The sequence below is a fragment of the Natronoarchaeum rubrum genome (genome assembly GCF_024494695.1).
In genome coordinates, this window is sequence record NZ_JANHDP010000005.1 from 55,587 (window position 1) to 67,198 (window position 11,612).

8 protein-coding genes are annotated in these 11,612 nt (G+C 65.9%); 5 read left to right on the plus strand and 3 right to left on the minus strand.

Translation table 11 applies throughout. The features are described from left to right. Positions 1 to 2 precede the first annotated feature (2 nt). Genes NO931_RS13845 through NO931_RS13860 form a run of 4 tightly spaced genes read left to right on the plus strand, consistent with a single transcriptional unit; the run spans position 3 to position 4,205 of the window. A complete protein-coding gene (locus tag NO931_RS13845; protein ID WP_256392939.1) occupies positions 3 to 1,028 on the plus strand; it encodes an ABC transporter permease in 1,026 nt (341 codons plus the stop codon). Then, positions 1,028 to 2,068 carry an ABC transporter permease gene (locus tag NO931_RS13850; protein WP_256392940.1) on the plus strand — a complete coding sequence of 347 codons (1,041 nt, stop codon included), beginning with the start codon at positions 1,028 to 1,030 and terminating at the stop codon, positions 2,066 to 2,068. Before NO931_RS13845 ends, NO931_RS13850 begins: the two co-directional genes overlap by 1 nt. Continuing rightward, positions 2,065 to 3,123 carry an ABC transporter ATP-binding protein gene (locus NO931_RS13855; protein ID WP_256392941.1) on the plus strand — a complete coding sequence of 353 codons (1,059 nt, stop codon included), beginning with the start codon at positions 2,065 to 2,067 and terminating at the stop codon, positions 3,121 to 3,123. The genes NO931_RS13850 and NO931_RS13855 overlap by 4 nt, the downstream gene beginning before the upstream one ends. Then, positions 3,120 to 4,205 carry an oligopeptide/dipeptide ABC transporter ATP-binding protein gene (locus NO931_RS13860; protein ID WP_256392942.1) on the plus strand — a complete coding sequence of 362 codons (1,086 nt, stop codon included), beginning with the start codon at positions 3,120 to 3,122 and terminating at the stop codon, positions 4,203 to 4,205. The genes NO931_RS13855 and NO931_RS13860 overlap by 4 nt, the downstream gene beginning before the upstream one ends. 141 nt (positions 4,206 to 4,346) lie before the next feature. Here NO931_RS13860 and NO931_RS13865 read toward each other — a convergent pair whose 3' ends face one another. Continuing rightward, the gene (locus NO931_RS13865; RefSeq protein ID WP_256392943.1) at positions 4,347 to 4,586 is read right to left on the minus strand and encodes a hypothetical protein; all 240 of its coding nucleotides are present in this window, start codon (positions 4,584 to 4,586) and stop codon (positions 4,347 to 4,349) included. A 440-nt stretch (positions 4,587 to 5,026) separates the two neighbouring features. On the opposite strand from NO931_RS13865, the gene NO931_RS13870 reads away from it, so the two are divergent. Then, positions 5,027 to 7,384, plus strand: a complete 2,358-nt coding sequence (locus tag NO931_RS13870) for a glycosyl hydrolase (RefSeq protein WP_256392944.1) — start codon at positions 5,027 to 5,029, stop codon at positions 7,382 to 7,384. A gap of 63 nt (positions 7,385 to 7,447) precedes the next feature. Here the strand turns inward: NO931_RS13870 and NO931_RS13875 are convergent, their stop codons facing one another. Both NO931_RS13875 and NO931_RS13880 read right to left on the minus strand, forming a co-directional pair. Continuing rightward, complete coding sequence (locus tag NO931_RS13875) at positions 7,448 to 8,620, minus strand: TrmB family transcriptional regulator (RefSeq protein WP_256392945.1); 1,173 nt, start codon at positions 8,618 to 8,620, stop codon at positions 7,448 to 7,450. 282 nt (positions 8,621 to 8,902) lie between these two features. Next, positions 8,903 to 11,470, minus strand: coding sequence for a methyl-accepting chemotaxis protein (locus tag NO931_RS13880; RefSeq protein WP_256392946.1), 2,568 nt, complete (start codon positions 11,468 to 11,470; stop codon positions 8,903 to 8,905). Between the last annotated feature and the right edge of the window lie 142 nt (positions 11,471 to 11,612).

The following is an 11,612-nucleotide window of genomic DNA, read 5'->3' on the forward strand; positions in this document are numbered from 1 at the left end:
ATATGCAACGGTACTACCTCGAACGTACGCTACAGGCGGTCGTCACGGTCGCTTCGGTGATGAGCCTCGCGTTTTTCCTCCTTCGATTGATGCCCGGAAATCCTGCGGACGCGTACCGGGCCGAACTTATCCAGAACAACCCTCAAATGACCCAGGCGGAGATCGACTACCGCGTCGAGCGCAAGCTCAACGTGCTCCCGGACGCGCCGCTCCACGAGCAGTACCTCAACTACGTGACCGGGCTGCTCAGCGGCGATCTTGGCGAGTCGATCAACGAGGGTGTCCCGGTCTCGGAGATCATCGCTGAGGCGCTCCCCTGGACGATATTCACGATGTCGATCGCCCTGCTGATCTCGTTCGCGATCGGCATCTCGCTCGGTGCAGTGATGGCCTACAAGGAGGGAAGCTACTTCGACAGCGGGGCGTCCGTGGTGTCGATCCTGTTCAACTCGATCCCGAACTACATCATCGGCATCCTGCTGATCTGGTTCCTCGGCTACCAGTTCGAGCTGTTCCCCACCGGCGGCCGGTACTCGACGGAGATGGAACCGACCGTGGGGCTTCTCGAACCGATACAGACGCTCGCTTTCCTCGGCGACGCGCTCTGGCACGCGGCACTGCTGATCCTGTCGTACGCGATCGTCGCGTCCGGGGGCTGGGCGCTGCGGATGCGCGGCAACAGCATCCAAGTGCTCGGCGAGGACTATCTGCGCGTCGCGCGGCTCCGCGGGCTCTCCGAGCGCCGTATCGCGACCCGGTACGTCGGACGAAACGCGGTGTTGCCGCTGTACACGGCGCTGCTGATCGCGATCGGATTCGCGCTCGGCGGCAGCGTCATCCTCGAACAGGTGTTCACCTACCCCGGCGTGGGCTACTACATGATCGAGGGGCTGGAGGCTCGCGACTACCCGCTCATGATGGGCGTGTTCCTCGTGATGACGATCGCGGTCGTGCTCGGCGTCTACATCGCCGACCTCACGTACGGGCTCATCGATCCGCGCGCGCAGACTCGAGGAGGTGAGCACTGATGAGCGAACGCACCGAGTCACTCCACGCGATCGACGACGGCGAGGCGTTCGAAGCCGTCTCCGACACCACGATGAGTCGGGAAGAGCGATACCGGCGACTGTTCGATCGTTTGATCCTCGCGCCGGGGCGGATCGTCTGGGACGACCTCCGAGCCCGCATCGGCGCGTCGATCATCCTGCTGTACGTGCTTGTCGGCCTGTTCGGGCCGAGACTCTACAAGGCGCCGCGGGTCAATCAGGGACCGCGATCGGTCACGCCGCTCTCGGAGGGGCTGGCCTACCCGCTCGGAACCGACAACCTCGGCCGGGACATCCTCGCCCAGCTCATCCACGCGACGCCGTCGATGCTGCAGATGATTACGGCCGGCGGCCTGTTCGTGACGATCATGGGTGTGACCGTCGGGACGACCGCGGGCTACGCCGGCGGGCGGACCGACCGGGTCCTCTCGTTGATCACGGATATCGTGATGACCATCCCCGGGCTCCCGCTCATCGTCATCCTGGCCGCGCTGCTCGCGCCCCAGAACCCGATCGTCACCGGCCTCATCCTGACGGTCAACGTCTGGGCCGGTCTCGCCCGGGAGATCCGATCGCAGGTCCTCTCGATCAGCCGCCACTCCTACGTGGAGGCGTCGAAAGCGATGGGGCTGTCGACCCCGACGATCATCGTCAAAGACATCCTTCCGAACATCATGCCTTACGTACTCATCACGTTCGTCAACGCGGCGAGACAGGTTATCTTCGCATCGATCGGGCTGTACTTCCTCGGTGTGCTGCCCTACGACAGCGTCGTCAACTGGGGCGTCATGATCGACCAGGCGGTCAGCGGCGGTGCGATGCACGTCGTGTCGATGGCCCACTGGTTGATCGCGCCGCTGGCGACGATCACGCTCCTGTCGTTCGGGCTGATCCTGTTTTCGCAGGGTACCGACCGGATGTTCAACCCGCGCGTTCGCGCCCGTCACTCCACGACGACCGGCTCCGACGACGAGCCGACGGATGACGACGCGGCGGCGACGACCGGGGGTGTCGTCCGATGAGCGGCCGCGCAGACGCGGCCACCGTCCCGAAGACCGACACCGAGTCCGAGGTCGTCCTCAGCTGTCGGGATCTCTCCGTCGAGTTCCGGATGGATCGCGGCACCTCGCGGGTCCTCAACGGACTTGATATCGACATCGAGCGCAACGAGATCATCGGTGTCGTCGGCGAATCCGGCTCCGGAAAATCGATGTTCGCGTCCGCGTTGCTCGACGCCGTCGTCGAGCCGGGCGTCACCTCGGGTGAGATCACCTACCGACCGTCGGAGGGCGAGTCGGTCGACGTCCTCGACCTCTCGGACGATCGACTCCGGCAGCTGCGCTGGGAGGAGATATCGATGGTGTTCCAGGGCGCGCTCTCGTCGTTCAACCCGACGCTGAAGCTCCGCGGCCACTTCGTCGAGACGCTCGAAGCCCACGACTACGACGTCGAGGCCGGGCTGGAGCGAACGCGGGAACTGCTCTCTGATCTCTACCTCGATCCCGACCGCGTGCTCGACAGCTACCCGCACGAACTCTCCGGCGGGATGAAACAGCGCGCGCTGATCGCGCTCTCGCTCGTCCTCGAACCGGAGGTGCTCGTGATGGACGAGCCGACCGCCGCGCTCGACCTCCTGATGCAACGGTCGATCGTCAGCCTGCTCTCGGACCTCCGGGACAAGTACGACCTGACGATGGTGTTCATCACCCACGACCTGCCGCTCGTGACGAAACTCGCCGACCGCATCGGCGTTCTGTACGCGTTCGAGCTCGCGGAGGTCGGCAGTACCGAGGAGATCCTCAGCGATCCGAAACACCCCTACACGCGGGCGCTGCTCAACTCGACGCCCGACATCGACTCGCCGCTCGAGGAGATGCGCCCGATCGAAGGGGCGGCGCCCGATCCGGTCAACGTCCCGTCGGGCTGTCCGTACCACGAGCGCTGTCCCATGGCGACGGAGGACTGCGCGACGATCAAGCCCGACATGGAGGCGGCCAGCGCGACCCACGACGTCGCCTGCCACCACTGGGAGCGCGTCGACGACGAGATCGATCTGACCACGGAGGTGGATCGATGAGCGCCGACGATCCGGTCGTTTCGATGCGGGATATCGACGTCCACTTCCAGGACGACGGCGGCGTCAACCCCTTCGCCGATCCGGAAACGGTGCGGGCCGTCGACGGCGTCGACCTCGACATCCCCGAGAACGACGTGGTCGCGATCGTCGGCGAGTCGGGAAGCGGGAAGACGACGCTCGGCAAGGCCGCCGTCGGCCTCCAGCAGCCCACCGGAGGCACCGTCAGCTTCCGCGGGCAGGACATCTGGACGGCGAAGAAGCGATTCTCGAACCCGTCGATCCCCTACTCGGAGATTCGGCGGTCGCTCCAGATCATCCACCAGGATCCCGGGAGTTCGCTGAACCCTCACCAGACCGTCGAGGCGTCGCTCGCCGCGCCGCTGAAGAAGTACGAGTCGGAACTGGGGCCGGAGGACCGCGAGGCGCGCATTCTTGCGATGCTGGAGCGCGTCGGGATGACGCCGCCGCACGACTACGCGCAGCGGTATCCCCACCAGCTGAGCGGCGGCGAGAAACAGCGCGTCGCGCTGATCCGGGCGCTACTGATGAATCCGGATCTGATCCTCGCCGACGAGGCCGTCAGCGCGCTGGACGTCTCGCTGCGCGTCGAGGTGATGGATCTGATGCTGGACCTGCAGGAGCAGTTCGACACGTCGTTCCTGTTCATCTCGCACGACCTCTCGAACGCTCGGTACCTGGCCGAGCACGCCGACGGTCGACTCGGCGTGATGTACCTCGGCGAGCTCGTCGAACTCGGCGACGCGGAGGAGGTCCTCCGCAATCCGCAGCACCCCTACACGAAGGTGCTGAAGTGGGCGACGCCGTCGCTCAGCCCGGACGAGGGCGCGGCGGAGCCGCCGGTCCGAGAGATCGACATTCCCGATCCGGTCGATCCGCCCTCGGGCTGCCGGTTCCACACGCGGTGCCCGTACGCGACGGAGCACTGCAAGGAAGCGACGCCCGAACAGCACTCGATCGGCGCGGCCGCTCACCAGGCGTCTTGCTTCCGCCTCGACGATGGCAGCGACTACTGGCGCAGCGATCCGCTCGAGGGCGCCAGCCTGGACGCCGACGAGCGGTAAGCGCGACAGCTTCTCGGCGGGCCTCCCGCCAGTTCGTCGTTCGTCACGGCTTCTCGACCGACCCGATCAGCCGCAGGTTCTCGGTGTCGATCTCCGGTACCGCGATGCCGTCACGAGCCGCCGTCGACCTCGCGCGATCGATCACGCGGAGCCGCGGCGCCGTTGACAGCGATGCAGCGCGTACGCCGCGCCGAGAAAGCCGCCGCCGACGAGGACGAAATCGGCGACGAGGACGGTTCTCGTCCCGGCTTCGTCGGGCTGCAGCCACAGCGCGAGCAACAGGAGCACCAGCAATACGGCTTCGATTCCCAGGAGCAGGACGACGGCGGAGCGGTACTCACAGATCGTGTTCCAGAAGCGATCCGAGTACGTGTTGGTCATCGAGCGAATTGATCGTATACTGGTACTTAGATGTACCGGTCAGACGGATCGACGCGGACGCCGGTAACGCACGTTTGCGGCGCTCGCAGGTCCGCCGGAGCCGCTCTCGGAACCGCTATCGGAATTCGGGCGAGCGCCCCCGGCGTCGAGACGAACGGCGGGTTCCCACCCGCCCGCGGCGTGACGCCGCGTACTACGATCATGAGAGGATTGCCAATAGATCGCAACGAACCGGTGACGGCTCTCGAGTCGCTGCTGCTCGGCAATCCACGCGTAACGTGGCACTTTGTCATGATAAATCTTCCGTGCGTCTCCTCTCCGGCGCTCCTCGACGACGGCGGAGAGGATTCGTCCGCGTTTCGCGGGTCCGGATCTGCCGGCCGAGCCGTGTCGATATCACGACCCGAAGAATTATCAATCCGTGACGGATCGGAATAATTGTGAACCGACAGTGGAGTCGCCGCCAGCTTCTGGCGTCGAGTACGGTCGCTTCGAGTATTGCGCTCGCCGGTTGTTCGTCCGACAGTGACGAGTCGCCCGACGAGAACGAGACATCGCCCGGAGAGAACGACGAATCTCCAGCAGGTTCGGGAGCCGACGATGTCGTCGCGGTCGGCGAGGGAAGCTATCGGACGACGAGACCGAAATCGAAGCAAGAACCGCCCTCGGAGGTGTACGTCGCGAACGAGCGCAGCGACGATCCGATCCCGACGAACGACTGGTGGAGCACGCTCGTCTGGTCGCAGTTCGGCGAGACGCTGTGGAGCCATCCGATCGTCACCGACCCGGAACCGGCCGGGTTGCGAATCGGTCGACCGGACGAGTGGGAACTGACCGACGAGGGGCCCGCGGGCCCGGAATTCGCTCGCTTCCCACCCGCCTTCGAGATGACTCTCGGCGTCGAAGGCGCGCAGTTCGACGAGACCCTCGTGACCGACTGGGGCGACTGGTCGGTGTCGTTCGCCCTGCGAGACGAGAGCGTGACGGCCGACGTCACGCTCGTCAAGGGGTCGCCGTACGTCTTCGCGGAGGTGGACGGCGGTCCAGCGACGCTATCGTTCGACACTGCACCCGACGTCTGGGCCGACCACGGGGCGACACTCGGCGTGACGGTCGACGGGACACGCTACGGGCTGTTCGCTCCGTCCGGGGCGAGCTGGTCGGGCGTCGGCACCGACACGCTCACGAACGATCTCGGTGACGGCGGCTATCTCTCCGTCGCCGCTCTCCCGCCCTCGGCGTCATGGGAGTCTGCGCTCGAGACGTTCGCCGAGCACGCCCACGCTCACGTCGTCGACACGACGGTCGACTGGGAGTACGACCGCTCGGCGGGCGAGGTCAGGACGACGTATTCGTTCGACACCGAATCCAGGGAGGGCGACGTTTCGAAGACAGTCGCCGGACTGTACCCGCACCAGCACAAGTACACCGACGCGGATCGTCTCGGACACGCGTACCCGTCGCCGCGAGGCCGGATGGAGACGATCGTCGCCGACTCCGTTTCGATCGCGCAGCCGTTCCCCGGGCTTTTGCCGTACCTCCCCGACGTCGGCGGGTTCGACCGGGACCGCCTCCGGTCGTACGTTCGGGCGGAGGCCGACAAGCAGATCGTCCGCGCCCACCCCGAGGGGAACGGCGTCTACTGGCGGGGCAAAAACTACAATCGGGCCGCCGAACTCGTTCCCCTCGCTCGTCACGCCGGCGCAGCCGACGCGGCCGACGAGTTCCTCGACGCGCTGCGGTCGGACCTTGAGGCGTGGTTCAGCGCTGAAGACGGAAGCGGAACTCCGGCAAACGCCCGGGTGTTCTACTACAACGACACCTGGGGGACGGTGATCGGCTATCCGGCCGGCTTCGGCGCGACCGAGAACCTGAACGATCACCACTTCCACTACGGCTACTTCGTCGGTGCGGCCGCGACGATCGCGCGGAACGATCCGAATTGGGCTGCGGAATCCGCCTGGGGCGGGATGGTCGACCTGCTCGTCCGGGACTTTGCCTGCCCGGATCGAGACGACGACATGTTCCCGTTCCTCCGAACCTTCGACCCCTACGAGGGGCACTCGTGGGCCGGCGGCGATTCCGGCGGCTTCGCAGCCGGCAACAACCAGGAGTCGAGCTCCGAAGCGATCAACGCGTACGCTGCCCTCCTGGAGTGGGGTGAGTACACCGACGACGACGAACTACGCGATCTGGGGGCGTTCCTGTACACCCAGGAAGTGATCGCCGCCCGCGAGTACTGGTTCGACGTCGACGACGAGAACCTCCCGGAACTCGAAGGCTGGTCCCACGAGTACGCACCGATGGTGTGGGGGAACGGCTATCACTTCACCACGTGGTGGACCGATAATCCGGAGGCGATCTACGGGATCAACTGGCTGCCGATCGGCGGCCATTCGCTCTACCTCGGCCACGACGAGGCGTACGCCGACCGAACGTTCGGGCGGCTGGCGGACGCCGGCGAGGGAGCGGCGTTCTCGTACTGGCCCGACCAGATCTGGAAGTACCGGGCGTTTTCCGATCCGGCGGACGCAGCGGCTCGCTTCGAGGCGCGCGGCGAGGAGTATCAGGTCGAGTTCGGCGATTCGCGCGCTCACACGTACCACTGGATCAGCACACTGCGTGCCCTCGGCAGCCCGGAGCAGTCGATCACCGCCGATCACGCGCTCGCGGCCGCCTTCGAAAACGAGGGTGAACTGACCTACGTCGCGTACAACACCGGCGACGAACGCCGCACGGTGACGTTCTCCGACGGGACGGAACTGGTCGTGGATCCGGGTGCGATGGCGACCAGGTGAGCGACGGCGCTACCGGTTCTCGATCTCTCGCGGGAACGACCCGAGGACGAGATCCACCGACGGTCAATCGTGTTTCGACGCACCGCTCATCTCCGACGGTTCGTCGTCGACGTTCGAACCGCTGGCGCCGTCCCGAGCGTCGGCGTCGACGCCGCCCGCACTCGTCGGGTCCTCGAACCGGATGTCTTCGAGGACGATCCGGACGGCTTCGATATCCTCGTACACCGCACCCCACCCGCCGACGGCGTACAGCTCTCCGCCGGCTGCGATCTCCAACTGGAGGAATCCGGCCAGTTCCTCGAACGACGGGCGTCCCTCGGACCGGTAGACGCTCGGATAGTCGATCTGCGTGACGGCTCCGGTGATCTCGCAGGGTTCGTTCGTGCTGACCCACGACCCGTCGATCGTTACCAGAACGGTCGCACCGTCCTTCCACAGGGGCGCGACGTCCCGGACGAACTCCTCGAGGGTCATGTACACGTACGGCGGTTCGTCGTCCTCGTACACCGTTTCCCAGAGCGCCCAGACGCCCGTCTGGAAGTACCAGTGAAAAATAAACGAGAGGATGTAGTCGTCTATCAGGACGCCGAACGGCCTGTTCGCCCAGTCGTTCGGCGTGAAACACGTCCGGGTGCGGTCGGCGATGAGCAGGAACGGCCCGGGGATCCGGCAGGCGCGAATCTCCGTCACCGTCCCTTCGAGATCGATATCGGCCAGCCGTTCGTCCAGATCGCCCCCGAACACCGCGACCTTCGTCACGACGCCGCGCTCGTGCGCGTCCTCCAGGGCGTTCGTCAGGCTCCGGAACTGGTCGACGGTCGCGGACAGTTCGATGAAGCTCTCCGCGTCTCGTATCAGGTCCCGCGCCCGATCGACGACCGTCTCCTCGTGTTTGACGACGCTGACTTTGTGGTCGCTCACCGCCGGTCGCTGCCAGCGATTCTCGATCGCGTCCGCGGCCTCGTTCATTCGCTCTCCCCGGGAGCGCAGTTCTCTGAGGACGCTGATCGGCTCTTTGGGCCGAGCGTGAAGCTTGTCCTGGTCGACCGTTTCGATGTAATCCATTCGCTCGAGAGCGCGGAGCACGTCGTAGATCTGGGAGACTGGAACGGAACACTGCTTTGCGATATCTACCGCCGGCGTCATCCCCTGTTCGAGTAGCGTGATGTACGCGTCGGCCTGATACGACGTCAACCCGGCGTCCTGTAGCGCGCTCCCGAGTGGGTCCCTGTCCATGCCTCACAACTGGAACAACAACTAATCAGTCTTTTGCAAAGTGAGGTACGGAACGCCTCCGAAGCCGTCGCGTCCGTCTTCGGGCCGGACGATCGGACCGATCGGCACGGCGCCGTCGGTGGGTTAGCTCGATCCTCTTCGACGATGGCCCCACCGAGATCGGTCGCTCTCGCCCGACGTGCGCACTGTTACCCATATTTAACATACGTCTTCCGATATCGTCGATCCGCATCCGCCGCGAACTCGGCGGCGATACCCGTCCGGAGTTGACCGCCGGTCGATCTACTCGTCCTCCGTGGCGTCCGATCCCGCTTCCGATCCGACGAACCTGAACATCTCGTCCCCCGAGCCGTCGTCGACCGGTGCGCCTTCGGCGCCCGTCCCGTCCGCCGCGTCGTCGACCGTCGGTTCGACTTCGGACGCCGAGTCGTCCCCGTCGTCGAAGCCGCGATCGGCGTCGCTCTCGTCGCCGGAGGGCGGCGTCCGTGCTGCGTCGCTCTCGTCCGCATCGCTCGCCGGGATCGACTCGGCGGGCGGACGTTCGCTGCTGCGCCCGCTCGACGCGTCGGTGTCGAAGCGGTCGAGCGCCTCAGAGAGCTGGGACGCCTGAGTGGCCAAGTCCGAGGCCGACCGGGAGACCTCGGTGAGTGCGGTGGTCTGTTCCTCGGCGGCGGCGGCGACGTTCTCGGCTTCGGCGGTGGTCTCCTCGCTGATCGTGGCGGCCTCGTCGACCATCGCGACGACCTCCTGAGTCGAGGCGGCCTGTTGCTGGGTGGCCGCGCTGATCTCCTGAACGCCGGTGTTGGTCTCGTCTGCGTAGCCCGCGATCTCTTCGAGCGCGTCGGCGGACTCACGTACCGCGTCGGTCTGGGTCGCGATCTCGGTCGACGTTTTGCGAACCTCTTGGGCCGCGGCGTCAGTCTGGTTCTTGACGCCCTCGAGCCTGTCTTCGATGTCTTCGGCGGCGTCTTTGGTGTCGGCGGCCAGCTCCTTGACCTCCTCGGCGACGACGGCGAACCCGTCGCCCGAGTCGCCGCTGTTCGAGCGGGAGGCTTCGATGTTGGCGTTGAGCGCGAGCATGTTGGTCTGCTCGGCGACTTCGGTGATGAACTCCAGTAGCTCGTCGATCTGGGCGACCTCCTCCTGAAGCTGTTCGATCTCTGCGACGGCCTCCTCGCTTTCGGCCTCGATCGAGTTCATTCCCTCGATCGCCCGCTGGGCGGCCTCGCGGCCGTCCCGACCCGTCCGGGCGGTCCGCTGGGCGATGTCGGCGACCTCGTTCGAGGAGGCGGCGATCTGTTCGGTCGTCGTCGAGAGGCCGTCCATTTCGTCGGAGACGGCTTGGAGCGAGTCGTTCTGGCGCTCGGCGCCGTCGGAAATCTCTTGAATCGACTCGGTCACCTGTTCGCTGGCCGAGCGGACCTCCTCGCTGGAGGCGGTCACCTGCTCGGACGCCGTCGCGACCTCGCCGGCGAACGTTTTCAGCCGATCGGTCGTCACCTCCAACTCGCCGAGCATCTCGTTGAACGTGCGGCCGATCCGGCTCATCGCCTCGTTCTCGCTTTCGGGATCCATACGGACTGTTAGATCCCCCTCGGCGGCCTCGTCCATGACAGTTCGGTACTCGGCCGCCTTGGCCTCGAGGTGTTCGTTCATCCGCTCGGTCTCGGCGCGAGCGGCTTCGGCCGCCTCACGGGCCTGCTGGGCTTCGCTGATCTGTTCGCGCAAGGCGTCGCGCATGTTCGCGAACGCGACGAAGAGTCGGCCGATCTCGTCCTCCCGATGCGTCTCCAGGTTCACCGCCAGATCGCCGTCTTCCATCCGTTCGGCTTGCTCGCGCAACCGCGCCAGCGGCGGCACCGTCTGTCGCCCGAGCACGATCGCGACGGCGCCGAGCGCGACGAGACTGACGATGGCGATCGCCGCGACGTAGCGACCGATCGCGTCGCGCACCGCGAACGCCTGCTCGGTCGAGGCAGCGGTCACGGCCACCCAATCGGTCCCTTCGACGGGAGCGTACGACAGCACGAGCCCGTCGCGCCGTTCCTGCTCGACCGCTCCCGTCTCGCCGACAGCGGCCAGCAGTTCTCGTTCCCGCCGGTCGCCGAACGATTTGACGGCGCCTTTCTCGTCGCCGAGCACGACGTTCCCGCCCGTATCGAGGATGATCGTCGAATGCCCGGCCTCCGGCTGGTGCAGCGAACTCACCCTGTACTCGATCGTCCCGACGAGTACGATGACGGCGTCCTCGCCGGGCACTGCCGCAGTGAACGCCATCACTTTGTCCTCCAGATTAGACGGCTGATACGCGTCCGACGTGCGGATCTCGTCGCCGCGGATACCCTGAACGGCCGCCGTCTCCGCCCAGGGCTCGTCGACGTCGTCGAGGGAACTGCCGTTGAGAGGAGCGTACGTGCTCGCGAGCACCGTCTCGGATTCGAGGCCGACGTAGTGAATCGCTCGTACGTCCGTCGACAACCGCTGGCGCTCCGTCACCAGCTGACTGTTCAACCGCTCCCCGCCGTCGCCGCTCACCGACTCCGATCGAGCGACCGATAGCGTCTGTACGCGCATTCCCTCGGCCCATTCGCCGAGCGCGTCGGCTTGCATCGTCGCGGACGAATTCAGCGAGTTCTGTGCGTCGCGCTCGACGATCTCGCCGGCCTGCACGTAGCCGACGGCGCCGACGGCGGCGATCACCAGAACGACCGCCAGTATCGAAACGACGAACTTCGCCGCGTACCGTCGTTTGATCACGTCCGGCACGACGATCGCCGCAAGTCGCCGTCGTATCGCCGCAAAGCTGCCGGTCGAACGCTGTCCGTCGTCATCGCCATCTGTGCGCGTCATCGGTTCTTTCCCTCCGGTTTTCGTGTGATCGGCATCTTTCTCGTTGCTCGCATTCGTCTGTCTGGTTGGCGATCCCGCCTCGACGCTCGAACGCCGACGCACGGGCCGCGGGCTGTCTCGCTGGCCGTCTGGGCACTGGGCC